This window comes from Nocardioides ganghwensis (assembly GCF_014779655.1).
GTDB lineage: Bacteria > Actinomycetota > Actinomycetes > Propionibacteriales > Nocardioidaceae > Nocardioides > Nocardioides ganghwensis.
In genome coordinates, this window is sequence record NZ_JACXYX010000020.1 from 12,386 (window position 1) to 37,622 (window position 25,237).

Annotated in this window: 27 protein-coding genes; 14 read left to right on the top strand and 13 right to left on the bottom strand. The window is 72.2% G+C overall.

Going from position 1 to position 25,237, the window contains the following annotated elements:
* Positions 1-51: 51 nt before the first annotated feature.
* Positions 52-2,631, bottom strand: a complete 2,580-nt coding sequence (locus tag IEZ24_RS18895) for an ABC transporter permease (RefSeq protein ID WP_129456652.1) — start codon at positions 2,629-2,631, stop codon at positions 52-54.
* Complete coding sequence (locus IEZ24_RS18900) at positions 2,631-3,410, bottom strand: ABC transporter ATP-binding protein (protein WP_129456651.1); 780 nt, start codon at positions 3,408-3,410, stop codon at positions 2,631-2,633. The genes IEZ24_RS18895 and IEZ24_RS18900 overlap by 1 nt, the downstream gene beginning before the upstream one ends.
* Before the next feature lie 126 nt (positions 3,411-3,536).
* On the opposite strand from IEZ24_RS18900, the gene IEZ24_RS18905 reads away from it, so the two are divergent.
* Both IEZ24_RS18905 and IEZ24_RS18910 read left to right on the top strand, forming a co-directional pair.
* Positions 3,537-4,139, top strand: a complete 603-nt coding sequence (locus IEZ24_RS18905) for a LysE/ArgO family amino acid transporter (protein WP_129456650.1) — start codon at positions 3,537-3,539, stop codon at positions 4,137-4,139.
* A gap of 252 nt (positions 4,140-4,391) precedes the next feature.
* Entirely contained in the window at positions 4,392-4,805 is a 414-nt protein-coding gene (locus IEZ24_RS18910; RefSeq protein ID WP_129456649.1) for a DUF1801 domain-containing protein, read from the top strand.
* Positions 4,806-4,914: 109 nt separating this feature from the next.
* Here the strand turns inward: IEZ24_RS18910 and IEZ24_RS18915 are convergent, their stop codons facing one another.
* Positions 4,915-5,097: a hypothetical protein gene (locus IEZ24_RS18915; protein WP_129456648.1), complete on the bottom strand. Its 183-nt coding sequence runs from the start codon at positions 5,095-5,097 to the stop codon at positions 4,915-4,917.
* A 38-nt stretch (positions 5,098-5,135) separates the two neighbouring features.
* Here IEZ24_RS18915 and IEZ24_RS18920 point away from each other — a divergent pair, with 38 nt between their 5' ends.
* The gene (locus IEZ24_RS18920) at positions 5,136-5,768 is read left to right on the top strand and encodes a hypothetical protein (protein ID WP_129456647.1); all 633 of its coding nucleotides are present in this window, start codon (positions 5,136-5,138) and stop codon (positions 5,766-5,768) included.
* Here the strand turns inward: IEZ24_RS18920 and IEZ24_RS18925 are convergent.
* Positions 5,758-6,714 (bottom strand): helix-turn-helix transcriptional regulator, encoded by a 957-nt coding sequence (locus tag IEZ24_RS18925; RefSeq protein ID WP_129456646.1) that lies wholly within the window; start codon positions 6,712-6,714, stop codon positions 5,758-5,760. The genes IEZ24_RS18920 and IEZ24_RS18925 overlap by 11 nt on opposite strands.
* A gap of 94 nt (positions 6,715-6,808) precedes the next feature.
* Here IEZ24_RS18925 and IEZ24_RS18930 point away from each other — a divergent pair, with 94 nt between their 5' ends.
* Positions 6,809-7,492 (top strand): alpha/beta fold hydrolase, encoded by a 684-nt coding sequence (locus IEZ24_RS18930; RefSeq protein WP_129456645.1) that lies wholly within the window; start codon positions 6,809-6,811, stop codon positions 7,490-7,492.
* Positions 7,493-7,495: 3 nt separating this feature from the next.
* On the opposite strand, the gene IEZ24_RS18935 is transcribed toward IEZ24_RS18930, so the two are convergent.
* Positions 7,496-8,479 carry a serine/threonine-protein kinase gene (locus IEZ24_RS18935; protein ID WP_207206914.1) on the bottom strand — a complete coding sequence of 328 codons (984 nt, stop codon included), beginning with the start codon at positions 8,477-8,479 and terminating at the stop codon, positions 7,496-7,498.
* A gap of 171 nt (positions 8,480-8,650) precedes the next feature.
* Between IEZ24_RS18935 and IEZ24_RS18940 the strand changes: the two genes are divergently transcribed.
* The 5 genes from IEZ24_RS18940 to IEZ24_RS18960 all read left to right on the top strand — a co-directional run bounded on the left by IEZ24_RS18940 (position 8,651) and on the right by IEZ24_RS18960 (position 13,776).
* Positions 8,651-9,028, top strand: coding sequence for an ArsR/SmtB family transcription factor (locus IEZ24_RS18940; RefSeq protein ID WP_129456643.1), 378 nt, complete (start codon positions 8,651-8,653; stop codon positions 9,026-9,028).
* Positions 9,029-9,032: 4 nt separating this feature from the next.
* Complete coding sequence (locus tag IEZ24_RS18945) at positions 9,033-9,521, top strand: SRPBCC family protein (RefSeq protein WP_129456642.1); 489 nt, start codon at positions 9,033-9,035, stop codon at positions 9,519-9,521.
* Between the two features lie 39 nt (positions 9,522-9,560).
* The gene (locus IEZ24_RS18950; protein ID WP_129456641.1) at positions 9,561-10,124 is read left to right on the top strand and encodes a dihydrofolate reductase family protein; all 564 of its coding nucleotides are present in this window, start codon (positions 9,561-9,563) and stop codon (positions 10,122-10,124) included.
* Between the two features lie 114 nt (positions 10,125-10,238).
* The gene (locus IEZ24_RS18955; RefSeq protein ID WP_129456640.1) at positions 10,239-12,083 is read left to right on the top strand and encodes a Na+/H+ antiporter; all 1,845 of its coding nucleotides are present in this window, start codon (positions 10,239-10,241) and stop codon (positions 12,081-12,083) included.
* Positions 12,084-12,114: 31 nt separating this feature from the next.
* The gene (locus IEZ24_RS18960; protein ID WP_129456639.1) at positions 12,115-13,776 is read left to right on the top strand and encodes an FAD-dependent oxidoreductase; all 1,662 of its coding nucleotides are present in this window, start codon (positions 12,115-12,117) and stop codon (positions 13,774-13,776) included.
* 17 nt (positions 13,777-13,793) lie between these two features.
* On the opposite strand, the gene IEZ24_RS18965 is transcribed toward IEZ24_RS18960, so the two are convergent.
* Positions 13,794-14,171: a DUF1304 domain-containing protein gene (locus tag IEZ24_RS18965; protein WP_129456638.1), complete on the bottom strand. Its 378-nt coding sequence runs from the start codon at positions 14,169-14,171 to the stop codon at positions 13,794-13,796.
* A gap of 106 nt (positions 14,172-14,277) precedes the next feature.
* On the opposite strand from IEZ24_RS18965, the gene IEZ24_RS18970 reads away from it, so the two are divergent.
* Positions 14,278-14,493 (top strand): hypothetical protein, encoded by a 216-nt coding sequence (locus IEZ24_RS18970; protein ID WP_129456637.1) that lies wholly within the window; start codon positions 14,278-14,280, stop codon positions 14,491-14,493.
* A 53-nt stretch (positions 14,494-14,546) separates the two neighbouring features.
* Positions 14,547-14,864: a hypothetical protein gene (locus IEZ24_RS18975; RefSeq protein ID WP_129456636.1), complete on the top strand. Its 318-nt coding sequence runs from the start codon at positions 14,547-14,549 to the stop codon at positions 14,862-14,864.
* A 12-nt stretch (positions 14,865-14,876) separates the two neighbouring features.
* Here IEZ24_RS18975 and IEZ24_RS18980 read toward each other — a convergent pair whose 3' ends face one another.
* Both IEZ24_RS18980 and IEZ24_RS18985 read right to left on the bottom strand, forming a co-directional pair.
* Entirely contained in the window at positions 14,877-15,113 is a 237-nt protein-coding gene (locus IEZ24_RS18980; protein ID WP_129456635.1) for a DUF1059 domain-containing protein, read from the bottom strand.
* 64 nt (positions 15,114-15,177) lie between these two features.
* Complete coding sequence (locus IEZ24_RS18985; protein WP_129456634.1) at positions 15,178-16,038, bottom strand: sigma-70 family RNA polymerase sigma factor; 861 nt, start codon at positions 16,036-16,038, stop codon at positions 15,178-15,180.
* An 88-nt stretch (positions 16,039-16,126) separates the two neighbouring features.
* Here IEZ24_RS18985 and IEZ24_RS18990 point away from each other — a divergent pair, with 88 nt between their 5' ends.
* Complete coding sequence (locus IEZ24_RS18990) at positions 16,127-17,287, top strand: alpha/beta hydrolase family protein (protein WP_224745562.1); 1,161 nt, start codon at positions 16,127-16,129, stop codon at positions 17,285-17,287.
* 19 nt (positions 17,288-17,306) lie between these two features.
* Here IEZ24_RS18990 and IEZ24_RS18995 read toward each other — a convergent pair whose 3' ends face one another.
* Positions 17,307-18,728 (bottom strand): MFS transporter, encoded by a 1,422-nt coding sequence (locus IEZ24_RS18995; RefSeq protein WP_242498591.1) that lies wholly within the window; start codon positions 18,726-18,728, stop codon positions 17,307-17,309.
* A gap of 107 nt (positions 18,729-18,835) precedes the next feature.
* Between IEZ24_RS18995 and IEZ24_RS19000 the strand changes: the two genes are divergently transcribed.
* Positions 18,836-19,750, top strand: a complete 915-nt coding sequence (locus IEZ24_RS19000) for a phosphatase PAP2 family protein (protein WP_129456633.1) — start codon at positions 18,836-18,838, stop codon at positions 19,748-19,750.
* On the opposite strand, the gene IEZ24_RS19005 is transcribed toward IEZ24_RS19000, so the two are convergent.
* Both IEZ24_RS19005 and IEZ24_RS19010 read right to left on the bottom strand, forming a co-directional pair.
* Positions 19,713-21,272 (bottom strand): alanine/glycine:cation symporter family protein, encoded by a 1,560-nt coding sequence (locus tag IEZ24_RS19005; RefSeq protein ID WP_129456632.1) that lies wholly within the window; start codon positions 21,270-21,272, stop codon positions 19,713-19,715. The two genes, IEZ24_RS19000 and IEZ24_RS19005, sit on opposite strands and share 38 nt — an antisense overlap.
* A gap of 39 nt (positions 21,273-21,311) precedes the next feature.
* Complete coding sequence (locus tag IEZ24_RS19010; RefSeq protein ID WP_129456631.1) at positions 21,312-21,935, bottom strand: DinB family protein; 624 nt, start codon at positions 21,933-21,935, stop codon at positions 21,312-21,314.
* A 71-nt stretch (positions 21,936-22,006) separates the two neighbouring features.
* On the opposite strand from IEZ24_RS19010, the gene IEZ24_RS19015 reads away from it, so the two are divergent.
* The gene (locus tag IEZ24_RS19015; RefSeq protein WP_129456630.1) at positions 22,007-22,453 is read left to right on the top strand and encodes an MOSC domain-containing protein; all 447 of its coding nucleotides are present in this window, start codon (positions 22,007-22,009) and stop codon (positions 22,451-22,453) included.
* 1 nt (position 22,454) lies between these two features.
* On the opposite strand, the gene IEZ24_RS19020 is transcribed toward IEZ24_RS19015, so the two are convergent.
* Positions 22,455-22,817, bottom strand: coding sequence for a bleomycin resistance protein (locus IEZ24_RS19020; protein ID WP_129456629.1), 363 nt, complete (start codon positions 22,815-22,817; stop codon positions 22,455-22,457).
* Positions 22,818-22,931: 114 nt separating this feature from the next.
* A complete protein-coding gene (gene katG / locus IEZ24_RS19025; protein WP_129456628.1) occupies positions 22,932-25,205 on the bottom strand; it encodes a catalase/peroxidase HPI in 2,274 nt (757 codons plus the stop codon).
* Positions 25,206-25,237 lie beyond the last annotated feature (32 nt).

Genomic DNA, 25,237 nt, shown 5'->3' on the forward strand with positions numbered 1-25,237 from the left:
GGCCGCCAGGTCCGGCCGTACGCTCCACTGTCCCCGCCATCGGCGCCGCGGTCACTCCGTGGCGATGGCGTCCAGCACCTTCATCCGCGAGGCGCGGATCGCCGGGACGATCGCGGCGAGCACCCCGAAGACCACCGCGACCAGGAGGAACGTCACCAGGCTCGTCAGCGGGATCGCCAGGGCCGTGAGGTCGTCCCGGAGCGAGCGCTGCAGCAGCACCCCGATGACCAGGCCGAGGGCCAGTCCGAGGACCGCGCCCATGACCGAGATCGTCACCGACTCGAGCGTCACCATCCGGCGCAGGCGGCGCCGCGACAGGCCCACCGCACGGAGCAGGCCGATCTCGCGGGTGCGCTCGATGACGCTGAGGCTGAGGGTGTTGACGATGCCGATGATCGCGATGACGATCGACAGCGCCAGCAGGCCGTAGACCATGTAGAGCAGCTGGTTGATCTGCCCCTTGAGGCTGTCGGCGAACTCCTGCTTGTCCTGCACGGCGACGATCGGGAAGTCCGCGACGAGCGCCTTGAGCTCCTTGCCCACGGCGGCCTTGTCGGCCCCGTCGGCGAGGTTGATCGACAGGGAGATGTCGGACCGCTTGATCTCGCCCTTCCTGAGGACGCTGAAGGGGACGTTGATGGCGCCGGCGACCTCGTTGTCCTCGGAGATGCCGCTGACGGTGACGTCGACGTCGTTGTCGCCGGGGAAGCGGATGGTGAGCGTGTCGCCGACGCCCACGTCGTACTTGTCGGCGGTGGACTCGTTGATCAGGGTCTGGTCACCGGTGAAGGTGGGCGACCCGTCGACCATCGGCAGGTCGTAGATCTCGGAGAACGCGGCGTCGGTGCCGAAGATGAACGACGGCTCGACGTCGTCCTCGACCAGGCCGAGGTAGCCCTGCTGCTGCGAGACCACCTCGACGCCGTCGACCTGGGACATCTGGCGGGCGATGGCGGGGTTGAACGCCGCGAAGACCGGGGACTGCACGAGGAAGTCGGCGGTGAACTGGTCGTCGACGACGTCGTCGAGGGTGGCGCTCATCGAGGCCGCCAGGACGCCGACGGCCGAGACCAGGGTGAGGCCGATCATCAGCGCGGACGCGGTCGCGCCGGTGCGGCGCGGGTTGCGGATCGCGTTGTCGCCGGCGAGACGGCCGGTGGTGCCGAAGACCCGGGTGAAGAGCGCCCGGCACGCCACCAGGACCGGGCGTCCGAGCACGGCCGAGATCGCGGCGACCGTCAGGACCCAGATCACGGCGCCGACACCGATCCAGACGGCGTCGTTGCCGGGTGCGCCGACCACCCCCGCGAGGGCGATGCCGGCGCCGATCACCAGCAGCACGGCCCCGATCAGGGTGCGGCGGCGCAGGCTGCCCTCGGTGGTGGCCGTGTCCTCGCGCATCGCCGCGACGGGCGCCACCTTGGAGGCCCGTCGTGCCGGCAGGTAGGCCGACACCAGCGTGACCACGATGCCGACGGCGTAGGCGGCCGCGACGGTCGTGGGGCTGAGGTTGAGCACGTCGGAGTTGATCTCGAGGCCGAAGCTGCCGAACAGGGAGGCCAGGCCACGCGCCAGCCCCAGCCCGACGAACAGACCGAGGGTGCTGCCGATGACGGCCATCATCGTGGCCTCCACCAGCACCGAGCGGCGCACCTGCTTGCGACTGGCGCCCAGGGCGCGCAGCAGTGCGAGCTCGCGGACGCGCTGCGCGACGAGGATGGAGAAGGTGTTGGCGATGATGAAGCCGCCGACGATCACCGCGATGACGGCGAAGACGCCGAGGAAGATCGAGATGAAGCCGAGGAACTCGCCGATGGCGTTCTGCTGCTGGTCGACGAGCTCGTCACCGGTGACCGCCTCGTAGCCGTCGGGGAGGACGGCGTCGGCCGCGTCGACCAGCTCCTGCTGGGAGACGCCCTCGGCCGCGGTCAGCGCGACCTTGGTGAAGACGTCCTGGCCGTCGAGGAACATCGCCTGCGCGCCGGAGGTGCTGAACGTGACCAGGGTCGAGCCCGCCGTACCACCGCCGCCGGCGAAGCCGGCGAGCCCGACGAGCCGCAGGGTCGTGGTGGGCGGCTGCTCGTCGGCGGCGGAGCCGAAGCCGACGGCCCCCGGCGGGAAGACCGTGACGTCGTCGCCGACCTCGTAGCCCGCCCGGTCGGCCGCGGACGGGTCGAGCGCGATCTCGTCGTCGGCCTCGGGCCAGCGGCCCTCGGTGAGCTCCATGATGGGGTCACCGAGGAGGTTCGGGGTGTCGGTCCGGTTGAAGGAGATGGTGGGCGCGCCGCCCCCGCCGACGAGGTTGCCGTCGGTGTCGGCGATGTAGAGCGCCTGGCTGTCGATGGTGCCGTCGGCCTGGGCGACCTCGGGGAGCGCGGCGAGCTCGGCCACGTCGTCGGGAGAGATGGTGAGGGTGTCCCCCGCGCCGATCTGCTGCCACGAGTTGGAGCCGGCCGGCTGCGCCTGGGCGTCGGCGTTGGTGCCCTCGATGATCCCGTCGAACGTCTTGCCCAGGCCGCTGCTGAAGGTGAGCACGCCGGCGAGGAAGCCGATGCCGAGCACGATCGCGAGCGCGCTCATCAGGAGGCGGACCTTGCGGGCGAGCAGGTTGCGCCAGGTGAGGCGGAACATCAGCCGGCCGCCTTGGCGGTCGCGAGGTCCTGCAGGCCGGCCATCTTCGCGAGGATCGCGTCGCGGTCGGGGTCGCGCAGCTCGTCGACGATCCTGCCGTCGGCGAGGAAGAGGATCCGGTCGGTGTAGGAGGCCGCAACCGGGTCGTGGGTGACCATGACGATGGTCTGGCCGAACTCGTCGACCGAGCGACGCAGGAAGCCGAGGACCTCCGCCGAGCTGGTCGAGTCGAGGTTGCCGGTGGGCTCGTCGGCGAAGACGATCGAGGGCTGGGACACCAGCGCCCGCGCACACGCCACCCGCTGCTGCTGGCCACCGGACATCTCGCTGGGGCGGTGGCTGAGCCGGTCGCGCAGGCCGACGGCGTCGATCACCGCGTCGAACCACGCCTGGTCGACCTTGCGGCCGGCGAGGTCGAGCGGGAGCAGGATGTTCTCCCGGGCGGTCAGGGTCGGGATCAGGTTGAAGGCCTGGAAGACGAAGCCGACCTTCTCCCGGCGCAGGGTGGTCAGCGCCTTGTCCTTGAGCCCGGCCAGGCCGGTGCCGTCGACCACCGCGTCACCCGACGTCGGGGTGTCGAGGGCCGCCAGGCAGTGCATCAGCGTCGACTTGCCGGAGCCCGAGGGCCCCATGATCGCGGTGAACTCGCCCTTCATCAGGTCGACCGTGACGCCGTCGAGGGCGCGGACTTCGGCCTCCTCGGACCCGTAGGTCTTGACCAGGTCATGTGCACTCGCCGCGACGCCGCGCGCCGCCTCCCCCGTGGGTCGCTCACTCATGCGGCAAGTCTGGCAGGGGGCGCGAACAGGCGGCCATGGGATAAGACCCCCAGGCGACCCTGACAACTGTCAGGGGTGGCTCGGGGTCCAGACCAGCTCCGGACGGCACCGCCCTAGATTGTCGGCGTGGGAGACGTCGTCGCGGGGCTGCTGACCGGCCTGTCCCTCATCGTGGCGATCGGGGCGCAGAACGCCTTCGTGCTCCGCCAAGGCCTCCGGCGCAGCCACGTCGGCCTCGTGGTCGCGATCTGCGCGCTCTCCGACGCCGTCCTGATCGTCGCCGGCGTCGCGGGCATCGGCGTCGTCGTGGACCGGGCGCCGTGGGCGGTCGAGGTGGTCCGCTGGCTCGGCGTCGCGTTCCTGACGGCGTACGGCGTCGGCTCGCTGCGGCGGGCCCGGGCGCCCCAGGTGCTCGCGGTCGGCGACGGCGCCGTCGGGTCCCGCGGCGGGGTCGTGGCCCGCGCGGTGGCGCTGACCTGGCTGAACCCGCACGTCTACCTCGACACCGTCCTGCTGCTCGGCTCGATCGCCGGCACCCACGGGCCGACGGGTCGTTGGTGGTTCGCCCTCGGTGCCTGCGTCGCGAGCGTCGCGTGGTTCGCCGGCCTGGCGTACGGCGCCCGCCTGGCCGCGCCGCGGCTGGCGAACCCCCGGGCCTGGCAGGTCCTCGACGTGCTCATCGGCGTCGTGATGCTGGCGATCGCCGTACGCCTCGCGCTCGGCGCCTGAACCCGCCCGGGGTAGTCCAGCGACTTCTGGCTGCCCGCGCGGGTAGTCCAGTGAGTTCTGGCTGCACGCCCGGGTAGTCCAGTGAGGATCGGCTGCCACAGGACCCACATCACGACCATCCTCCACTGGACTACCCCACGTGAGTCGCCCGCCCGGGTAGTCCAGTGACTTCTGGCTGCACGCCCGGCACTCGGGGAGCCACTTCCCACTGGACTACCCCGCGTGGGGGCGGGGGGAGGGATGATGGCCGACATGAGCGACCGCAAGACCCGGCCCACCGACGCGTCGGTCGACGAGGTCATCGAGTCGACGCCGGACGTACGCCGCCGCGAGGACGCCCGCAAGGCGCTCTGGCTGATGCGAGAGGTCACCGGCGCCGATCCGGTGGTCTGGGGGTCGTCGATGATCGGCTTCGGCCGCCAGCCCTACACCACGGCCGACGGCAAGGAGCGTGAGTGGTTCGCCGTCGGGCTGGCCCCACGCAAGGCGGCGCTGACGTTCTACGGCCTGACCTACTACGGCTCCAACGACGACCTGCTCGCCCGGCTCGGGCCGCACACCACAGGCAAGGGATGCCTGTACGTCAAGGAGCTCGACGCCCTCGATCGCGAGGTCCTGACCGAGATGGTCCGGCGGGCGTGGCGGGAGAACCACCGGCCGGGGTGAGGGGGTTTCGACACGCTCGCTGCGCTCGCTGCTCAACCGGCGGTGGGCCGCTGCGCTCGCTGCTCAACCAGCGGTGGGCCGCTGCGCTCGCTGCTCAACCGGCGGTGGCTCAACCGGCAGGTGGCGGGTCCCCCGCCTCGCGGGCGACGGCCTCGTCGTGGCGCCGGTGCAGCCGCTCGCGGATCTCCGCCGCGTCGTAGTGGCGGCGTACGCGCTCGTCGCGGGCGATGGCGGCACCGGTGGCCACCCCGGCCAGGATCCCGGCCAGGCCGAGCCACTTCCATGCGCGCATGGCGCCAAGCGTAGGCCTCGCTAGGGCAGACTGCGCGCATGGCATCGGCGCTGACCCTCGACCAGGCGGTCGACCTCACCCGCAGCGGCGACATCTGGCTGTTCCGCGGGCGCCGGGCCCCGGACCGGGCGATCCGGGCCGTCACCAACTCCCCGGTCAACCACGTCGGGATGGCCGTCGTGGTCGACGACCTGCCGCCGCTGATCTTCCACGCCGAGCTCGGCAAGAAGCAGCTCGACGTGTGGACCGGGGCGCACCACCGCGGCGTCCAGCTGCACGACCTGCGCGAGGCGGTGGCCCGGTGGCAGGGCGAGTACGACCAGGACGCCTGGCTGCGGCAGCTCGACCCGGAGATCGGCCGCGAGGAGGAGGACGGCATGCTGCGCGCCGTGGCCCGCCTCGACGGAGTCTCCTTCCCCAGCCTCACCCGGCTCGGCGCCCGGTGGCTGCGCGGCCGCGACGCCTACGTGCCGCACCGCAAGCGCGGCCGGAAGGTCACGCCGGAGGCGGCGTTCTGCGCCGAGATCGTGGCGACCTGCTACATCGAGATGGGCATCCTGCGAAACGACCGCCGGGCGACCTGGTACGACCCGGGCAAGTTCTGGAGCGGCGACTACCTGCCGATCTCGCCCGGCTGGACGCTGGGCAAGGAGGTCGCGGTCAGCCGCTGACCGACCGCGCCAGCCGCTCGGCCACCACGCGCACGGCGTCGCGGAGCTCGGGGCCGCCCACCACCGAGAACGGGATCGGCACGTGCGCGAGCCACTCCCCGGCGTACGCCGCGGCGTTGTTGGTGCTGCCGACGAGCTCGCAGCGACCGTCGGGCAGCGCGCGCAGGTCGCCGAGCGTGGGGCGGATCCACGGCCGGACCTCGTCGATGGCGGCGTCGAAGACCACGTGGGTGTCGTGCTCCCACCCCCTGCCGAGGTTGGCCTCGAGCTCCTTCGCCGGGTCGAGGTCGGCCGGCACGTCGAAGCCGTCCTCGAGCTGGACGACCTCGGTGACGCGGTCGATGCGGAAGGTGCGCAGCGCGTCGGCGTGGTGGGAGCGGCACAGCAGGTACCACCGGCCGTAGCGCACCACCACCGACCACGGGTCCACCTCGAAGGTGCGGGCGTTGCCCGCCGCCGTCCGGTAGCCGATGCGGACCTGGCGCTGCGCCGCCACCGCGGCGACGAGGTCGCTGGTCACGCCGGGGTCGGGCTTGGCCGACGCCCGCTCGGGGACCGTACGCGCGGTCTCGCGCAGGGCGACTGCCTGCCGCGCGACGTTGGTCGGCAGCACCCGGAGGATCTTGCCGAGGGCGGAGCCCACCGGGTCGTCGGGGTCCGCGACGGCGTGCTGGGAGTCGAGCGCGGCCATCACCAGGCCGAGCGCCTCGGTCGCGGAGAACACGAGCGGCGGCAACCGCAGCCCGCGACCCAGCGTGTAGCCGCCGTAGGGACCGCGGGTCGACTCGACCGGGATGTCGGCCTCGCGCAGGATCGCGACGTAGCGCCTGGCCGCGCGCTCGGTGACGCCGAGCCGCTGCGCCAGCTCGGTGGCGGTGATCCCGGGCCGGGTCTGGAGGACGTCCAGTGCCCGCAGGGCGCGCGCGGTCGGGCTGATCTCGCTCATGGGTCGATGATGACATCGATTCCGGACGTGGAACGTCCGGAATGAGGTCTAGCGTCCGTCAGGCACCTCAACCGACCAAGGTCAAGGAGAACCCATGGACATCGTGCTCATCGCCGGACTCTGGCTCGACGGCTCCGCCTGGGACGACGTGGTCCCCGAGCTGGAGAAGCTCGGCCACCGCGGCATCCCGGTGACGCTGCCCGGCCAGGGCGACGGCACCACCTCGGCGACGTACGACGACCAGGCCGGTGCCGTGCTCGCAGCGGTCGACGCCGCCGAGGGTCGGCCCCTCGTCGTCGGCCACTCGGCCGCCTCGACGCTGGCGTGGGTCGCGGCCGACCGGCGCCCCGACGCGGTGACGGGCGTGGTGCTGATCGGCGGCTTCCCCACCACCGACGGCGGCTCGTACGCCGACTTCTTCGAGACCGACGGAGACGCCGTCGCCTTCCCCGGCTGGGAGCCGTTCGCCGGCCCCGACTCCGACGACATGTCGCCCGAGCTCAAGGCCGAGGTGGCCGCGGGGACGCACCCGGTGCCGGTGGGCGTCACCAAGGGGACGGTCCGTTGGACCGACGAGCGCCGCCACGGCGTACCGCTGACGCTGGTCTGCCCGGAGTTCACCCCCGCACAGGCGCAGGAGTGGATCGACGCGGGCGACGTGCCCGAGCTCGCCGACGCGAAGGCGCTCGAGCTCGTCGACCTCGACTCCGGCCACTGGCCGATGTTCACCCAGCCCGCCGCGCTCGCGGCGCTGCTGGACGAGGCCACCCGGAGGTAGGCCTCAGTCGAGGAGCTCCTCCGGGCCGGCGGCCATGGTCGGGATGTCGGCCGGCGCGCGGTCCGGGGGCTTCACGGCCTCGAGCGGTGTCGACGGGGTCAGCGGCGTGACCGGGAGGACGACGTAGCCGCTCGACGTCCCGGAAGCCCCGGACGCGGCGTCGACGTCGACGTCGGCGAGCTCGGGCGGCGCCATGCCGAGCATCACCGCGACGGCGATGGCGCTGTCCGGGCGGTCGGCGGGGTCCTTCTGCAACAACGACGCCACGACCGCGCGCAGGTCCTCCGGCACGTCGTCCTCCAGCGGGGGCGGCGGCTCGTTGACGTGGCACAGCGCCGTGGCGATCGGGGTGCCGCGGTCGAAGGGGCGCTCGCCGGTGAGCATCTCGTGGGCGACGACGCCGAGCGCGTAGAGGTCGCTGGCGCCCGTCGCGGTCTGCCCGACGGCCTGCTCGGGGCTGATGTAGTTGGGGGTGCCGAGCATCTCGCCGACACGGGTGTGGCCGATCGTGTCGATGGCGCGGGCGATGCCGAAGTCGGTGAGCTTCACCAGCCCGTCCTCGCGCACGAGGATGTTGGCCGGCTTCACGTCGCGGTGCACCACGCCCGCCTCGTGGGCCGTACCGAGCGCGAGGGCTGCCTGGCCGAGGATCGAGCGCACCGGCTCGGGAGCCATCGCGCCCTGCTCGCGGATGATCGCGGAGAGCGGGAGGCCCTCGACGAGCTCCATCACGAGGTAGGTGCGGTGGTCGTCCTGGCCGTAGTCGAAGACCGTGGTGATGTTGGTGTGGAGCAGCGCGGCCGAGTGGAGGGCCTCGTCGCGGAACCGCTCGGCGAAGATCTCCTCGTTGTCGGGGTCGGCCCGCATGACCTTGACCGCGACGTCACGCTTGAGCACGTCGTCGAGGCCGCGCCAGACGTCGGCCATGCCGCCGGAGGCGATGCGCTCCTGCAGGACGTAGCGATCCCCGAGACGGAGTCCTTCCACGAGCCTGTGCATCGGGCAGTGCCCCACTTCCCTCGGGTACCAGCGCGCAGACCGCGCCAGCGTCGGATGCTACGTCCTCCGTGACCGGATCCGGCCTTTTTCATGCGCGAGGACCATCCCTCGGGGTGGAACCCTTGACAACGTACAACCATTTGGTTGTACGTTGGTCCCATGACCGCAGAGGACGAGGACCGGGCCGACGCCTGGTTCCACGCGCTCTCCGACCGCACGCGCCGCGACATCCTGCGCCGCGTGCTGGCCGGGGAGCACTCCGTCTCGGCCCTGGCGCGCAGCTACGACATGAGCTTCGCCGCCGTCCAGAAGCACGTCGCCGTGCTGGAGCGGGCGGGCCTGCTGACCAAGCGTCGGCAGGGTCGTGAGGCGCTGGCCAGCGGCGACGTGGAGGCGGTGCGGTCCGTGGGCGCGATGCTCACCGACCTCGAGGCGCTCTGGCGCGGCCGCATCTCCCGGATGGACGAGCTCTTCGCCGAGCAGCACGACACCTCACCCGACACCCGGCACGACCCCACCACTCACCGAACGGACTGAACCCATGCCTGTCACCGACGTCCAGCACGACCTCGACGCCCTCACCCTGACCATCACCGCCGACTTCGCCGCGCCCGTCGAGCGCGTGTGGCAGGTGTACGCCGACCCCCGCCAGCTCGAGCGCGTGTGGGGCCCCCCGACCTACCCGGCCACGGTCGTCGACCACGACCTCACCCCCGGCGGCCGGGTGAACTACTTCATGACCAGCCCCGAGGGCGAGAAGTACTACGGCTACTGGGACGTCACCGGCGTCTCGGCGCCCGACCGGTTCACCTTCGACGACGGCTTCGCCCTCGACGAGACCTTCGCCCCCAACACCGAGCTGCCCGTGTCGCACAACGTCTACGACTTCACGGAGGTCGACGGGAGCACCCGCGCGCGGTTCGTCGCGACGTACGACTCCGCCGAGGGCCTGCAGCAGGTGCTCGCGATGGGAGTCGTGGAGGGCGCCTCGTCCGCCATCAACCAGATCGACGAGCTGCTCGCGTCCTGACCGCCCGACCAGACCACACCGGACCAGAGGAGAAGCCCCATGCGCCCCATCGTCGTCACCGAGTTCATCACCCTCGACGGCATCGTCGACTCCCCCGGCGGCGGGGACCACCCGCACGCGGGGTGGACCTTCAAGGACGTCCCGTTCGAGGAGGCGGCCTACGACATCAAGGGCCGCGAGACCGAGCAGGCCTCGGCGCTCCTCTTCGGGCGGCAGTCCTACGACGAGTTCGCGCCGCACTGGCCGTCGATGGACGAGTTCGCGACCTACAACGCCATGCCGCGCTACGTCGTGTCGACGACGCTGCCCGGCGACACCGCGCCCTGGGGCGACGGGGAGGTCACCGTGCTGCGATCGCTCGACGCGGTCGCCGAGCTCAAGGAGACCGAGGGCGGCGAGATCCACGTCCACGGCAGCCCCACCCTCGCCCAGGGGCTGGCCCGCGCGGGCCTGGTCGACCGCTACCACCTGCTCGTCTTCCCGCTGCTGCTCGGCAGCGGCAAGAAGCTCTTCGCCGAGGGCGACAAGACCGCGCTCGCGCTGACCGAGCACGCGGCGTACGGCAACGGGATCACGCTCCAGGTCTACGACGTCGTGCACTGAGGCCCCCCCTCGGTAACGGGTCGGCAGGTGCACTCCCGCCCCCGCCGGTGGGGGCGGGAGTGCACCTGTCGGGCAGTTGCCCGGGGACCACCGGGGCTGCGCGATGATCTCTGGGTGGAGATCGCCCTGCTGCTCGTCTCGATGGCAGCCGTCGTCCTGGCCGTGACCGCCGTCAGCGAACGCCTGCACGTGCCCGCCCCGCTCCTGCTGGTGGTCGTCGGCGGCGCGGCGTCGTACCTCCCCGGCCTGCCGACGATCCACCTGGAGTCCGAGGTGGTCCTGCTCGGACTGCTGCCGCCGCTGCTCTACGCGGCGGCCATCCAGACCTCGCTGGTCGACTTCAACGCCAACCGCGGATCGATCCTCCGGCTCTCCGTGCTGCTGGTCGTCGTCACCGCGCTGGCCGTCGGCGCGGTCGTGCAGTGGCTGGTCCCGGGCCTGGGCTGGGCGGCCGCGATCGCGATCGGGGCCGTCGTGGCACCGCCCGACGCGGTCGCCGCGACCGCTGTCGCCAAGCGCATCGGGCTGCCACGACGGGTGGTCACCATCCTCGAGGGCGAGTCCCTCCTCAACGACGCCACCGCCCTCGTCACGCTCCGCACCGCGATCGCGTTCCTGGCGGGCAGCCTCACGATCGCCGAGGTCGGCCTGGACTTCGCCCGGGCCGCCGGCGGCGGCGCGGTCATCGGCTTCGCGGCCTTCTGGGTCGTCGCCCGGCTGCGCCGGCGCATCACCGACCCGCTGATGGACACCGGCATCTCGTTCCTCACCCCGTTCGCGGCCTACGTCGCCGCGGAGGAGGTCCACGCGTCGGGCGTGATCTCGGTCGTCGTCGCCGGCCTGCTGCTCGGCCACAAGGCCCCGATCATCCAGACCGCGCAGTCGCGGATCACCGAGCGGATCACCTGGGGCACGGTCGCCTTCCTCCTGGAGCACACCGTCTTCCTGCTCATCGGCCTCCAGCTCGACTGGATCCTCGAGGACGTCACCGAGTCGACGCTCTCGCCGGGCCGCATCGCGCTGGTCTGCGCGGCGACGCTCCTCACCGTGGTGGTGGTCCGCCTGGGCTGGGTGTTCTCGACGCTGCTCTTCCGCCGGATGGGTGACAACCCGCTGCCGGCCTCGTGGACCTTCCTGGTCGGCTGGGCCGGCATGCGTGGCGTGGTGACGCTCGCGGCGGCCTTCGTCATCCCCGAGGACACCCCGCACCGCGAGGTGCTGCTGCTCGTCGCCTTCACGGTCGTCGCCGGCACCCTCCTCGGCCAGGGGCTCACGCTCCCTCTCCTCACGCGCGCCCTCGGCGTACCGTCCCCCGACCCCGCCGAGGACGCCCTCTCCCGCGCGGCCCTGCTCCAGCAGGCGGCCGACGCCGGCTTCCGCCGGCTCGAGGAGCTCGAGTACGACGACCACCACGGCGTCGTCGACCAGATCCGTGCCCGGCTCGACCAGCGCTCGTTCGCCGCCTGGGAACAGCTCTCCACCACGACGGGCGAGGAGACGCCGTCGGAGCTCTACGCCCGGATCCGCAACGAGATGATCGACGCCGAGCGGACCAAGGTGCTCAAGGTCCGCAGCGAGGGCCGGGTCGCCTCCGACGTGGTGCGCCAGGTGCTGGGCATGCTCGACATCGAGGAGTCGATGCTCGACTTCGGCACCGCGGCGCGCGAGGGCGTACGCAACGGGTCGCTCGCCTTCACCGCCGGCCACCTCTGCGACGACCTCGAGTCGCACCCCGCGGTCGAGACCGTCGACGACGCGGCCTGCGCGACCTGCCTCGCCGACGGCACCCGGTGGGTCTCGCTGCGCCAGTGCCTGACCTGCGGGCACGTCGCGTGCTGCGACTCCTCGGTCGGCCGGCACGCCACCGCGCACTTCCACGAGACCCTCCATCCCGTCGTGGAGTCCGCGGAGCCCGACGAGTCGTGGCGCTGGTGCTACGTCCACAACCTGACGGGCTGACCGCCCTCCGACGCCGCACTACGATTCGGCCATGGGTGCGCCCGCGATCGTCATCGCCTCCGCCAACCACCAGACCGAGCTGTCCGAGGCCTTCGCGCGCTACGAGCGGGAGTACGACGTACGCCTGGTCGGCGACAAGATCTCGGCGAAGGCCACGGCCAAGGAGCTGATGACCGGCGGGCACCAGGTCGCGCTCTTCGTCATCGACAGCGACCACGACCAGGACGAGCTCTACGGGCTCATCAGCGGCACCCGTCAGGCCGTGCCGACCTCGCGGCGCCTGATCGTGACCCACGTCAGCCGGTTCCGCGAGGACAACCAGACGTTCCGGCACGCGGTCGCGGCCGGCAAGGTCGACGCGCTGCTGCTGATGCCGCAGGGCCCGCGCGACGAGGAGTTCCACCTCGCGGTCGGTGAGCTGCTCAACGAGTGGAACGCCACCGTCGCGGCACCCGTCGTCGAGAACGTCCGCATCATCACCCCGGAGAAGGACGCGCTGACCCGCGAGCTCCTCGACTACCTCTCCCGCGTCGGGCTGCCCGCGGGCGTGCACCACCCCGACAGCGAGGTGGGTCGCGCGGTCATGGCCGAGTGCCCCGAGGACGCGGGCCGTTGGCCGGTCGTGTCGTCGATGGTCGGCTGGTGCGGCCACTGCCCCGACGTACGCTCCCTCGCCAACCAGCTCTACGGCCGGCCCGACGACATCGAGGTCGACGAGGTGGTCGACCTCGTCGTGGTCGGCGCGGGCCCCGCCGGGCTGGCGGCCAGCGTGTACGCCTCGAGCGAGGGGCTCTCCACGGTGTGCCTCGAGGCCGAGGCGATCGGCGGGCAGGCCGGCACCAGCTCGATGATCCGCAACTACCTCGGCTTCCCCCGCGGCATCTCGGGCATGCGGCTGGCCCAGCGGGCGCGCGGCCAGGCGCTGCGCTTCGGCACCCGGTTCTTCACCGGGTGGCCGGCGACGGGGCTCACCCCCGCCACCGACGGCGGGCACCACACCGTGCACACCGACGGCGGCGACGTACGCGCGCGGTCGGTCCTGGTCGCCACCGGCGTGGACTACCGACGCCTCGGGGTCGAGTCGATCGAGGAGCTGGTCGGGCGCGGCGTCTACTACGGCGCCGCGATGGCGGCCGCGCGCGAGCTCGCCGGCGACGACGTCGTCGTGGTCGGCGGCGGCAACTCGGCCGGGCAGGCCGCGATCCACGCCGCCCGGTTCGCGCGCTCGGTCACCATCGTCGTACGCCGGCCCGACCTGACCGCGACGATGTCGTCCTACCTGATCGACGAGATCGAGTGGAACCCGCGCATCTCGGTCCGCGGCTCGACCCGGGTGGTCGACGGCGGACCCGACGACGTGGGGCACCTCGCGTGGCTCGACCTGGAGGACGTGGACGCCGGGACGCACGAGCGGGTGGCGGCGCGTGGGCTGTTCCTCCTGCTCGGCGCCGCGCCGGAGTGCAGCTGGCTCCCGGACGTGGTGCTGCGCGACGAGCACGGCTTCGTGCTGACCGGGCGCGACATCCCGCCGGAGCAGTGGGTCGAGGACGTGCCGCCGGAGGACCTGGCCACCACGGTGCCGGGCATCTTCGCCGGCGGCGACATCCGGGCCGGCTCGATGAAGCGGGTCGCCTCCGCGACCGGTGAGGGCGCGTCCGTGGTGTCGTCGGTGCACGCCTGGCTGGGCCAGTAGCCCGGCCCGGGACCAGGTCAGAGCTCCAGCAGCAGGAAGAGCACCGCCAGCGCGGGCAGGGTGCCCTGCATGAGCGCGGCGCGCACCATCGATCGGTCGTGGGCGACGAGCACGACCGCGGCGGCGAGCATCGACCCGGTGCCGGCCAGGGCGAGGGCGGAGCCGACCCAGTGCTCGGTCCCGAGCAGGGCCACGCCGACGAGCGCGATGATCGCGAGGAACAGGTTGTAGAAGCCCTGGTTGTAGGCCATCGGCGCCAGCACCTCGGCGTCCGCCTCGGAGACGCCGAACGTCCGGCGGGTCGAGGGGTGGGTCCAGCGGAACGACTCCAGGAACCAGATGTAGACGTGCAGCAGGGCCGCCAGCACCGTGAAGCCCACCGTGAAGATCGTCATGACCGCACCCTAGGGCCGCCTACCCCTGGGAGGGTGGCACGACGAGCACGCCAGCGACACAGTGGGACGTACGGCTACCCCGCCGCGAGGATCGAGGGAGGTCCCCATGGGACGACTGATCGGCATTCTGCTCGTGGTCTGGCTCGTCATCGGCGCGTTCGCCGCCTTCCAGCGCGGCTACTTCGAGGACGCGGAGACCAACTGCTCCGAGGCCAGCGACATCGCGCTCAACATCGTCGCGGGCCCGCTCAACTACGCCGGCCTCAACCCCAAGGTCGACTGCGCCGACGTCGACGTCGACACCCCCGAGCCGAGCAAGTAGCCGCGGGCGGCCGCGGCGCGCAGCCGCAGCCGACGCGTCGCTAGGGTCGGAGCGTGCCCGACCTCTCCCGCGTCCCCACCGCTCCCCTGCTCGCCACCGGCCTCGTCGGCGGCTTCGCGCTCGCCCAGCAGACGGGCGTACGTCCCCTCGGCGGGGTCGCGATGCTCGGCGCGAACGCGCTCGCCGCCCGCCAGTGGTACGCCGTGGGCGGCGCGCCGCTGGCCGCGGGGCTGACCGCGGCGTACTGGACCGCGATGGGTGTCTCGCACCCGCTCGCGAAGAAGGTCGGCACCTGGCCGTCCGTGCTCGGCGTCACCGCTGCGGCATCCGGCGCCGCCTGGGTGCTCGCCGACCGCCGCGCCCGCCGCTGACGGTCGCGGAGGTCAGTCCTCCGGCAGGTCCGCGAAGGCCTGCTTCATCTCGCGGTACCAGCCGAGCGACTTCTTCGGGTGCCGCCAGCGGCTCTTCATCTCGTCGCGGGCGGGCTGGTGGGCGGCGTCGCCGTCCTTCTCCGCCTGCTTGAGGTGCTGGTCCTGCGCGTTGATCACGTCGTCGTGGGTCTCGCCGCGGTGCGCGAGGTCGCACGGGCCGCCGAGCTGGCGGCAGGTCATGGTCTTCATGGGTTCTCCTCCGTGGGCTTGTGGTGGTTCGACGATCCGGGGGCTGCACGTGTGACCGGTGCGCTCACCGCGGCGACGCGCCGTCGCGGCGTACGACCCGGTCGAGGACGCCGGGGTCGGCGCGGAAGGTGATCGCCGCGACCCGGCCGGCCTCGACGGTGAAGTCGAAGACGACGGCCGCACGACCGCGGTGGAACCAGGCCGACGCCGGCCGGTCGCCGACGAAGACCGCCAGCGCCGCCTGCGCGCTGCCGTTGAAGAACGCCGCGACCTCGCCACGCCCCTCGATCGAGGCGGGCGTGCCGGCGAGGATCGCGGCCTCGTCGGCGCCGACGACGGCGTCGGGGGCGAGCAGCTGGAGCAGCCGCTCGAAGTCCCCTCCGCGGGCCGCGGCCATGAAGGCGTCCACCACCTCCCAGTCGGCGAGGGCGTCCTCGGCGGCGGGCTGGGCGACCTTGGCGCGGGCGCGCGAGGCGAGCTTGCGGGCGGCCGCGGGGGTGGTCTCGAGGACGGCGGCGATCGTCGCGAACTCGAAGCCGAAGCTGTCGTGCAGGACGAACGCCACCCGCTCGCGCGGCGAGAGCCGGTCGATGACCGCCTGGAGCGCGACTCCCACCGTGTCCGCGAGCGCGACGTCGTCGGCGGGGTCGCCGGGCCGCTGCGCCCAGACCTCGGCGCCGTCGTCGAGGTCGTCCATCGGGAGCGGCGTACGCGCCCGCAACCGGTCCAGGCAGAGCCGGGTGGTGACGGTCGTCAGCCACGCGGGCAGGTTCTCGATGTCGGTGCCGTCGCGCGTGGTGGCCCGGTCGAGCCGGAGCCACGCCTGCTGCACGACGTCCTCGGCCTCGGCATGGTCGGCCAGCACCCGGCCGGCCAGGGCCAGCAGGCGCGGCCGCTCGGCCTCGAAGGCCTTCACCTGGTCCATCACTCCACCCTTCGTCGATCGCATCATTCCAACCCGATGACGAGCCGGGGGCCCGGGATGTGACCAGCCCTCCCGCACACTGGAGCGCATGGACGCCCACCGGCTCCGAGCCCGCAGGCCCTTCGGTGCCCCGGTCGTGCTGCTCGCAGCGGTGGCGGTGCTGCTCGCCGGGTGCACGAGCGAGCAGTCGACGCCCGGCAGCCCGGACGAGGCGCCGAGTGCGACCAGTGCGACCAGTGCGCCCGAGCCCGCCGAAGACGCCTCCGAGGAGCCCACCGAGGAGTCCAGCGAGGACCCCACGGACGAGCCCGCCGAGGACCCCGCGGAAGAGCCGACCGAGGAGCCCGACCCGGTCGATCCGATCTCGATGGCCGCCCTGGCTCGGGCTGACCTGACCGGGGGCGACCTCCGGCTGGGGACGGTGCGCGAGCGGACGGCGGCGTACACGTCGTACGACGTCACCTTCGCCTCGACGACGGCGGGCAGGGGCACGTCGCCGCTGCGGATCAGCGGCGTGCTCAACGTGCCGACCGGGCGGGGACCGTTCCCCGCCGTGGTCCTGGCGCACGGCTACATCGACCCGGCCGTCTACGTCCGCGGGCAGGGCATGACGCGCGAGCGGGGGTTCCTGGCACAGCGCGGCTACGTCGCCCTGCACGTCGACTACCGCAACCACGCGGAGTCGACCGACGACCCGCGGGTCGAGACGGCCGTACGGCTCGGCTATGCCGGGGACACGATCGCCGCGCTGCACGCCCTGCGCAAGTCCCGCGAGGTCCGGGTGGACCCCGACCGCATCGCGCTCTTCGGCCGGTCGATGGGTGGCGGCGTGATGATGAAGGCGCTGGCCGCCGAGCCCGGCCTGTTCGCCGCCGGGGTCGGGTGGGCGTCGGTGTCGAGCCTCGAGGCCGAGAACTTCGCGCAGTTCCAGCGACCGGACGCACCCCTGGCCGAGCTGAAGGCCGGCTTCCGTGGTCGGCACGGCCTGCCGGCCGAGGACCCCGGGTTCTGGCGTGGGGTCTCGCCGCGCCCGCTCTTCGGCGAGATCACCGAGCCGGTGCTGATGGTGCACGGCAGGTTCGACGACACCTGCCCGCCGGAGTGGGCGCGGGCCACGCAGCGGGCCATGACCCGTGCAGGCGTCGACGCCACGCTCGAGTGGTACGACGACGCGCACGCCTTCGGTCCGGCGTTCGTCGCCGCGATGGACCGGACCGTGCGGTTCCTCGACGCCCGGATGCCGGCCTGACGACGGTTCGGTCAACAGGTCAGTCGACGGTCCCGGCGGCCTCGAGCTGCTGCGGCGGCGCGGCGGCGTACGCCTCGGACAGCCGGCGGTAGGGAGCCGAGACCAGCGCGACGAGCACGGTCACGAACATGATCGCGCCCGCACCGAGGAAGACCAGCGCGATGCCGCGAGCGTCCCCGTCGCCGAGCAGCCACCGCCAGGTCTCACGACCCTCCGCGGACTCCATGTAGGGGATCAGCGCGAACTCCGCGATCGGGCCGATCATGAACGCCGAGATCGGGCTCGCCGCCACCTCGACGCTCTGCGCGAAGCCGAAGACGCGGCCCTGGGTGCGGTAGGGGACGACCCGTTGCAGGATCGTCTGCTCGGAGGCCTCGGCCGCCGGGATGATCGCCATGAAGGCGAAGAGGCCGAGGACGTAGAGCCAGGCCCACTCGCGCAGGGTGAAGGTCATGCCGAGCACGGCGATGCCGAGGTTGACGAGCAGCAACGTGCGGACCGGGTTGGCGCCGAGGCCGAAGCGGGCCACGAGCCCGCCGCCGACCACGAAGCCCAGGCCGGTGACGCCGAGCACGATGCCCCACAGCTCGACGCTGAAGAGGGTCAGGCCGTAGGGGTCCATCAGCGCCATGTAGACGCCGTTGACGAGGTTGTTGAACGTCGAGAAGAGGATCAGCGCGACCAGTCCGGGCACCGCGGTGATGGCGGAGATCGCGCCACGCACGTCGAAGCGCGAGCCGGCCGCGTCGGGGTCGGGGTCGAGCTCCGGGATCGCGATCGGCGCCAGGTGCAGCAGGGACGCGCCCGTGAGCGCGATCGCTATGGCGAGGGTCCAGCCCATGCCGAGCAGGCCGACGCTCAGGCCGCTGAAGACGCTGGTGATCATGAACGCGATGCCCTGGACGGTGCCGACCAGGCCGTTGGCCCTGTCACGGCCGTCCTCGGGCACCAGCAGCGTGACGGTCGTGGAGAGCGCGATGTTGCGCAGGCTCTCGACCACCCCGCCGACGAGGATGACCGCGGCGAACAGCCAGAACCAGGGGCTGCCCCAGTCGGCCAGCCGGTCCTCGCCGAGCAGCAGCCACAGGCCGCCGGACAGGACGTAGGTCACGAGGGTGACCGTCGAGGAGGCGACCATCACCTGCTTCTTGCGGTGCCGGTCGACGAGCGTGCCGAAGTAGGTGCCGAAGACGGCGGTGAAGAGCATGAAGCCGCCGCCGATGATGGCCGTGGCCATCACCGAGCGGGTCTCGAGGTAGGCCCAGAAGGTGAGTGCGAACCAGAGGAAGCTCGACGTCACGTTGGCGACGAGGGTGTTGGCGAGGACCCGCCGGAAGGCGCGCAGCGTCTCGGCACCGCGTGTCACACCCGGCGGCAGGTGTGCCTCCACCTGCGGGGCTGCGGGGTCCGCCGGGATCGGGTCGAGGTCGTCCAGGGGCACGACGGAACCCTAGGACGACCCACCGACATCGCGCCTGCGACTTTCGACCGGCCGACGCCGGGGCGCTGCCGGTCCGCTGCTGTGACATCGCGTGCCACGATGGCGGCATGACGACCGAGCGCATCGCCACGGCGGTGCGGCCGGCTCGCGAGCAGTGGCAGCGCTGGCGGAGCACCGCAGCCTGCCTCGGCGTCTGCCTGCTGAGCTCGGTGGCGTTGGTGTGGTTGGGCGACCGCAGCCAGCAGACCAGGCTCGGGCAGGCCCTCGACCAGGCCGGCATGGACGTCGTCGTCGGGGACCGTGCCGCCACCCGGCAGCTGGTGGCCGTGCTGGGCAACGTCTCGCTGGGGTCGATCGCACTGGCCGTCGTCCTGCTCATCGGCACCGCCGTGCTGCGCCGCCGCTATCCCGCCGCCGCGGCGGCCGGCACGCTCGTCCTCGGCGCCAACCTGACCACCCAGGCGTTGAAGGCGTGGTCGGAGCGGCCCGACTTCGGCAACCTCACCGTCTCGAGCTATCCCAGCGGCCACGCGACGGTGGTCGTGTCGCTGGTGCTGGCGGCCCTGCTGGTCGTCCCTGGCCAGGCGCGCACCACGGTCTCCCTCGTCGGCTCCGGCGCGATCACCGTGACGGCGACGGCGATGCTCGTCGCCAGCTGGCACCGACCTGCCGACATCGTCGGAGCGGTCCTCGTGTGCCTGGCCTGGGGGACCGCGGTCCTCGTGGTGTGGAGCATCCTGCGCGGCGGCATGGCCGGCGTCGCCCCCGGCCGACCCCACCGCATCTTCGCCACCACCGGGGTCGTGCTCGCCGCCGCCGGCCTGCTCGCGGTCGGCGTACGCCCCGGAGGCGGCTGGTCGGGCTTCCTCGACGCCGGCGTGGTGCTCGCCGGCATCGCCCTGGTCACCGCCCTCGCGGTCACCACCTTCGCCCAGCTGTCCGCACCGATGGGGGTGGGTGAGGTCGGTGAGGGGCGGCCGGTGATCAGGTCGTGGCGCGCTCCTCGACCGGGACCTCCTTGATGGCGCCCGTACGCCGCCCCTCGCGGAACGACCGCAGCTCCTCGCGCACCTTGGGGAGCAGGATGTAGCAGGCGAGGAGGTTGACGATCGCGCAGACGAAGAGCATGGAGTCGGCGAAGGTGAGGACCGACGTGAAGGTCATGACGCTGCCGATGACGGTGAACATGCAGAACACGATCTTGAAGATCGCCTCGCTGCGCTTCGAGCGGCCGAAGAGCTCGGTCCAGGCCTTCATCGTGTAGTAGGACCAGGTGATCAGCGTCGAGAAGGCGAACAGCGCGACCGCGATCGCGAGGATCACCGGGAACTGCGGCAGGAACGTCTCGAACGCCCGCGAGGTGACGACCACGCCGTCCGGGGTCGGGCCGCCGCCCGCCACGACCTCGCGCTGCTCGGCGTAGTAGGCCGAGTCGGCGATGACGATCGTCAGGGCCGTCATGGTGCAGATGACCACGGTGTCGATGAAGGGCTCGAGGAGCGCCACGAAGCCCTCGCTGACCGGGTGCTTGGTCTTGACCGCCGAGTGGGCGATCGGTGCGGAGCCGACGCCCGCCTCGTTGGAGAAGGCGGCGCGCTGGAAGCCGATGATGAGGACGCCGAGCGCACCGCCCGCGACACCCTCGGGGTTGAAGGCGCCGGTGACGATCTCGCCGATGGCCGCGGGGATGTTGGGGATGTTGCCCAGGATCACCAGCAGGCAGGTGCCGAGGTAGAGGATCGCCATCGCCGGCACGAGCTTGGAGGTGACCTGCGCGATCGAGGTGATGCCGCCGATGATGACGGCGCCGACGAGGAACGCCAGGACGAGGCCGAAGATCAGCGCGGAGCCGGACGAGCCGAGGAAGCCGTCCTCGCCACCGGTGACCTCACGCGCCTGGGCGAAGGTCTGGTTGGCCTGGAACATGTTGCCGCCGACGGCCCCGAAGAAGAACAGCGCGACGGCGAAGACGATCGTGAGCGTGCGGGACACGCCGCTGCCGAAGCGCTCGAACGCGATGGGCAGGTAGCGGAACGGACCGCCGGTGACGCTGCCGTCCTCGTGCACCTCGCGGTACTTCACGCCGAGGGTGCACTCGACGAACTTGGTGCACATGCCGAACAGCCCGGCGATGATCATCCAGAACGTCGCTCCGGGACCGCCGAGCGTGACCGCCGCGCCGACGCCGGCGATGTTGCCGAGACCGACCGTGCCGGACACCGCCGAGGACAGGGCCTGGAAGTGCGTGACCTCACCGGGGTCGCTGGCGCGCGAGAACTTGCCGCGGACCAGGTCCCACGAGGTCCGCCACGACGTGAACTGGATGCCCTTGAAGTAGATCGTGAAGACGACGGCCGCCACCACGAGCCAGAGCACGATGAGCGGGAAGGTGACCCCGCCGAGCGTCGGCGCGTAGAAGATGACGGATGCCACGGCGTCGGCGACCGGGTCGAAGGTCGAGTTGATCGCGTCCTCGATCGACGCGAGCCACTCCCACTCGCCCGGAGTCGCTTCTGCCGCCACAGCTGCCGCCTCGGATTCCATCCGCCGAATGGAACCAGTGATCGGCGCGGACCTCAACCCCTAGGGGTGAGAAGGATCCGGATCGGACGGCGGCTCGAACCGCTCCGCCACCCGCGTCAGCCGGGCGACGTACGCCGGCCAGTCGACGTCGGGCAGGTTCGCGGCGGCGACCGTGAGGCCGGCGGCGCCGTCGATGCCCTCGCGGAGGATGTCGGCGTGCCCGGCGTGCCGGGTCGTGTCGGCGATGACGTGGACGACGACCCGGTGGAGGGAGACCGTGCTCCGCTCCCCGGGCCACCACGGCACCGTGCCGACGGCATCGAGCGGCAGGTCCGCGATGGTCGCGTCGGCGAAGGCGGCCACCTCGCGGTAGAAGTCGACGACCTCCGCGGCGGACACCTCGGCGCGGACCCACCAGTCGGACTGCGGGTCCGCGTCGTAGTCCGCGTCCGTCACCACCAGCGGGTGGTCGGGGTCGGGCCACTCCCGGCCGAACGTGGGTCCGAAGTAGCCGATCTCCACGTTGGCGACGTGCTTGACGATGCCGAGCAGGTTGGTGCCCGTCGGCGTACGGGGCAGTCGCAGGTCGCGCTCGCCCACCCCCTCGAGCTTCCAGAGCAGCGCCTCGCGCGACTCCTGCAGGTAGTGGTGGAGGGCTGCCTTGGGGTCGAGGAGGTCGGTCACGGCTCGATCATGCCCGCGGACCCGGACGATCGGCGGCCGGATCGCGCGGCACGTCCACGTACGGTCTCCGCGTGAGCTCCCGCGTCCACTCGATCCACCTCGCCCCGGGACGCCGCCTGCCCACGAAGTCCGTCGCGTCCGTCGAGGCGGAGGCGGGCGCGGGCCTGGTGGGCGACCGCTACCACGGCAGCAGGCACCGGCACGTGACGGTGCAGGCGCTCGACGACCTCGAAGCCGCGGCCGAGGTGCTGGGCCGGTCCGTCGATCCCGGCCTGACCCGCCGCAACGTCACCCTGACCTGCGGACCCATCCCCACGAGGCCGGGCGAGCGGATGCGCATCGCGGACGTCGAGCTGGAGGTCGTACGGATCGCCGCGCCCTGCCGGCTCCTCGACGACTGGCTCGGGCCCGGGGCGATGCAGGCACTGCGCTCGCCCCGCGGCGGCACGGTCTTCCGGCTGCTGACGTCGGGCACGATCAGCGTCGGCGACGAGGCCGAGCCGCAGCCCGGCACGTAGGTCAGGGGTTCTGCACGAGCCGCAGCAGGTTGCCGTCACCGTCGACGAGCGCCCCGATGCGCAGGCCGGAGTCCTCGGCCTTCGGCGGGTGAAGGCGCGGCCAACCGAGGTGGCTCTCGGGCAGGCCTGCCTCGACGCAAGCGGCGTACAGCGCGTCGACGTCGTCGACCCGCAGGCAGCAGCCGGCGGCCGTGGACGCCGGGTCCATGCCGGGGTCGGGGAAGAACTCGAGCTTCAACCCGCCTCGCTCGAGGATGAGCCAGCCCGGGTCGCGGTAGGTCGCCTCGAAGCCGAGCGCGGAGTAGAAGTCGGTGGTCGCGTCGAGGTCGCGCGCGGGCAGGTTGGGCGTGGCGTGGTCGACCATGTCCTCACGCTAGGGCGCGCCGAGGACCTCCGCGACCGTCGCGTCGCGCCCGGACGCACCGCAGCCCGGCCCCCGAGCGGGGACCGGGCTGCCGGCGTACGGGAGGCGTACGGGTCAGCGCAGGTCGAACCTGTCGTTGTCCATGACCTGTGCCCACGCCGCGACGAAGTCGGCGACGAACTTGTCGCGCGCGTCCTCGCTGGCGTAGACCTCGGCGAGCGCCCGGAGCTGGGAGTTCGAGCCCAGGACCAGGTCGACCGCCGTGGCGGTCCACTTGAGCTCGCCCGAGGCGACGTCGCGGATCTCGTAGACGCCCTCGTCCGACTGCGACGCCTTCCACTGCGTGCCCGGGGCCAGCAGGTGGGCGAAGAAGTCGTTGGTCAGGACACCCGGCCGGTCGGTCAGCACGCCGTGGGCGGTGCCGCCGGCGTTGGCGCCGAGGGCGCGGAGGCCGCCGAGCAGGACGGTCATCTGCGGCGCGGAGAGACCCAGCATGTAGGCCTTGTCGACCAGCAGCTTCTCCGGCTGGAGCTTCTCGCCGGGGCGGGTCCAGTTGCGGAACCCGTCCGCGCGGGGCTCGAGCCAGCGCATCGAGTCGACGTCGGTCTGGTCCTGCGTGGCGTCCGTACGACCGGGCGTGAACGGCACGGTCACGTCGTGGCCGGCGTCCTTGGCCGCCTTCTCGATCGCCGCGGCGCCACCGAGGACGATCAGGTCGGCCAGCGACACCTGCGCCCCGCCGGCGGAGTTGAACTCCTGCTGCACCCGCTCGACGGCCCCGAGGGTCGCGTCGAGGTCCAGGTCGGCGTGCACGGCCCAGCCACGCTGGGGCTCGAGGCGGATGCGGGCGCCGTTGGCGCCGCCGCGCTTGTCGGTGCGGCGGAAGGTCGCAGCGGACGCCCAGGCGAGCGACACCAGCTGCGAGACGGAGAGGCCCGAGTCGAGCAGCTTCTCCTTGAGCGAGGCGATGTCGGCGTCGGAGACCAGCTCGCCCTCGACCGGCGGGACCGGGTCCTGCCACAGCTGGGCCTCGGGGACCCACGGGCCGAGCAGGTGCGGGCCGACCGGGCCCATGTCGCGGTGCAGCAGCTTGTACCAGGCCTTGGCGAAGGCCTCCGCGAACTGGTCGGGGTTCTCGAGGAAGCGGCGCGAGATCTTCTCGTAGGCCGGGTCGAAGCGCAGCGCGAGGTCGGAGGTCAGCATCGTCGGGCGGTGCTTCTTCGACGGGTCGTGCGCGTCGGGGATGATCTCGTCGTCGGTCTTGGCGACCCACTGCTTCGCGCCCGCGGGGCTCTCGGTGAGCTCCCACTCGTAGCCGAAGAGGATCTCGAAGTAGCGGTTGCTCCACTGGGTCGGGACGTCGGTCCAGGTGACCTCGAGGCCGGAGGTGATCGTGTCGGCGCCCTTGCCGGAGCCGTACGAGCTCAGCCAGCCGAGGCCCTGGTTCTCGATCGGGGCGCCCTCCGGCTCGGGGCCGATGAGGTCGGCGTCACCGTTGCCGTGGGTCTTGCCGAAGGTGTGGCCGCCGGCGATCAGCGCGACGGTCTCCTCGTCGTTCATCGCCATCCGGGCGAAGGTCTCGCGGATGTCGCGTGCCGAGGCGACCGGGTCCGGGTTGCCGTTGGGGCCCTCGGGGTTGACGTAGATCAGGCCCATCTGGACGGCGCCGAGGCCCTCGCCGAGCTCGCGGTCGTCGGAGTAGCGCTCGTCGCCGAGCCAGGTGTCCTCCGGGCCCCAGAAGATCTCCTCGGGCTCCCAGACGTCCTCGCGGCCGAAGGCGAAGCCGAAGGTCTCGAACCCCATGTCCTCCAGGGCGACGTTGCCGGCGAGCACCAGCAGGTCGGCCCACGAGATCTTCTGGCCGTACTTCTGCTTGACCGGCCACAGCAGGCGGCGGGCCTTGTCGAGGTTGGCGTTGTCGGGCCACGAGTTGAGGGGGGCGAAGCGCTGGCCGCCGTCGCCCGCGCCGCCGCGGCCGTCCTGGACGCGGTAGGTGCCGGCGGAGTGCCAGCTCATCCGGATCATCAGGCCGCCGTAGTGGCCGAAGTCGGCGGGCCACCAGTCCTGCGAGCTGCGCAGGGTCTGGGCGATGTCGGCCTTGAGCGCCTCGACATCGAGCTTGGCGAACTCCTCGCGGTAGCTGAAGTCGGCACCGAGCGGGTTGCCCCGGGGCGAGTGCGCGTGCAGCACCGAGAGGTCGAGCTGGTTGGGCCACCAGTCCTGGTTGGTCCGCGGGCGGTGGCCCTCGGGCTGGGGCGCGTCGATGACCGGGTTCTCGCTCTCGCTGCCCTCCGCGGTGACGGAGTCGTGCATGACCGGGCAGCCGGCCTCGGCCTTGCGGTCCACGCCCTGGGGGCTCTCGGGTGCGGTGTCCTGGTTGTCGGTCATGGCTGTCCTTCCGGATGGGGTGTCGAGATCAC

Coding starts and splice junctions, on each gene's coding strand:
- IEZ24_RS18895 (WP_129456652.1), bottom strand. CDS start 2,631: ATGTTCCGCCTCACCTGGCGCAACCTGCTCGCCCGCAAGGTCCGCCTC.
- IEZ24_RS18900 (WP_129456651.1), bottom strand. CDS start 3,410: ATGAGTGAGCGACCCACGGGGGAGGCGGCGCGCGGCGTCGCGGCGAGT.
- IEZ24_RS18910 (WP_129456649.1), top strand. CDS start 4,392: ATGAGCGACCGCAAGACCCGGCCCACCGACGCGTCGGTCGACGAGGTC.
- IEZ24_RS18915 (WP_129456648.1), bottom strand. CDS start 5,097: ATGCGCGCATGGAAGTGGCTCGGCCTGGCCGGGATCCTGGCCGGGGTG.
- IEZ24_RS18920 (WP_129456647.1), top strand. CDS start 5,136: ATGGCATCGGCGCTGACCCTCGACCAGGCGGTCGACCTCACCCGCAGC.
- IEZ24_RS18925 (WP_129456646.1), bottom strand. CDS start 6,714: ATGAGCGAGATCAGCCCGACCGCGCGCGCCCTGCGGGCACTGGACGTC.
- IEZ24_RS18930 (WP_129456645.1), top strand. CDS start 6,809: ATGGACATCGTGCTCATCGCCGGACTCTGGCTCGACGGCTCCGCCTGG.
- IEZ24_RS18940 (WP_129456643.1), top strand. CDS start 8,651: ATGACCGCAGAGGACGAGGACCGGGCCGACGCCTGGTTCCACGCGCTC.
- IEZ24_RS18945 (WP_129456642.1), top strand. CDS start 9,033: ATGCCTGTCACCGACGTCCAGCACGACCTCGACGCCCTCACCCTGACC.
- IEZ24_RS18950 (WP_129456641.1), top strand. CDS start 9,561: ATGCGCCCCATCGTCGTCACCGAGTTCATCACCCTCGACGGCATCGTC.
- IEZ24_RS18960 (WP_129456639.1), top strand. CDS start 12,115: ATGGGTGCGCCCGCGATCGTCATCGCCTCCGCCAACCACCAGACCGAG.
- IEZ24_RS18965 (WP_129456638.1), bottom strand. CDS start 14,171: ATGACGATCTTCACGGTGGGCTTCACGGTGCTGGCGGCCCTGCTGCAC.
- IEZ24_RS18970 (WP_129456637.1), top strand. CDS start 14,278: ATGGGACGACTGATCGGCATTCTGCTCGTGGTCTGGCTCGTCATCGGC.
- IEZ24_RS18980 (WP_129456635.1), bottom strand. CDS start 15,113: ATGAAGACCATGACCTGCCGCCAGCTCGGCGGCCCGTGCGACCTCGCG.
- IEZ24_RS18985 (WP_129456634.1), bottom strand. CDS start 16,038: ATGGACCAGGTGAAGGCCTTCGAGGCCGAGCGGCCGCGCCTGCTGGCC.
- IEZ24_RS18990 (WP_224745562.1), top strand. CDS start 16,127: ATGGACGCCCACCGGCTCCGAGCCCGCAGGCCCTTCGGTGCCCCGGTC.
- IEZ24_RS19000 (WP_129456633.1), top strand. CDS start 18,836: ATGACGACCGAGCGCATCGCCACGGCGGTGCGGCCGGCTCGCGAGCAG.
- IEZ24_RS19005 (WP_129456632.1), bottom strand. CDS start 21,272: ATGGAATCCGAGGCGGCAGCTGTGGCGGCAGAAGCGACTCCGGGCGAG.
- IEZ24_RS19020 (WP_129456629.1), bottom strand. CDS start 22,817: ATGGTCGACCACGCCACGCCCAACCTGCCCGCGCGCGACCTCGACGCG.
- katG (WP_129456628.1), bottom strand. CDS start 25,205: ATGACCGACAACCAGGACACCGCACCCGAGAGCCCCCAGGGCGTGGAC.